Annotated in this window: 1 protein-coding gene; it reads right to left on the bottom strand. The window is 68.9% G+C overall.

The genetic code is table 11. The features are described from left to right. Positions 1-675: ketoacyl-synthetase C-terminal extension domain-containing protein (locus PV419_RS52975; RefSeq protein ID WP_319701263.1), on the bottom strand; the 675-nt coding region annotated here is incomplete at both ends.

Genomic DNA, 675 nt, shown 5'->3' with positions numbered 1-675 from the left:
CGCTACCTGCGTCCACTCCGTCTGACCCAACAACCCCCCATCCCCCAAAACCTCCACCAACGGCACCCCCGACAACCCCGCCACCTCATCCACCACCGAAGCAAACACCCCAAAACACCGATACAACCCCAAACCCATCCCCACCCACTGCGCACCCTGACCCGAAAACACCAGCCCCAATCGGCCCGACACCGGGCTCCCGGTCACCAGGTTCGCCGCGCGCTCACCGCCGGCGAACGCGGCCAGACTCCCCTCCAGAGCGCCCCTGTCCTCAGCCAGCACCACCGCTCGGTGCTCGAAGGCCGTACGTGCGGCCAGCCCCGCCGCCACACCTGGCTGCCCGGCCAAGGGCCGCAGACGCTCGGCCCACGCACGCAAAGCGGACTCCGACCGGGCCGACAACAACCACGGCACCACCCCACCCGACACCCCGCCCCCAGACACAACGGACGCAGAAGCCGGCACCTCCGGCGCCTGCTCCACAATCACATGGGCATTGGTGCCGCTGATCCCGAACGAGGACACCCCCGCCCGCCGCGGCCGACCCACCTCCGGCCAAGCACGCTCCTCCGTCAACAACTCCACCGCACCCACCGACCAGTCCACATGTGAGGACGGCGCATCCACATGCAGCGTCCGCGGCAACACCCCATGCCGCAACGCCATCACCATCTT

It is taken from the genome of Streptomyces sp. ME19-01-6, assembly GCF_033793745.1.
Taxonomy (GTDB): domain Bacteria; phylum Actinomycetota; class Actinomycetes; order Streptomycetales; family Streptomycetaceae; genus Streptomyces.
Note: the sequence above shows the minus strand (reverse complement) of the source record. Positions and strands in the feature narration are given on the sequence as shown.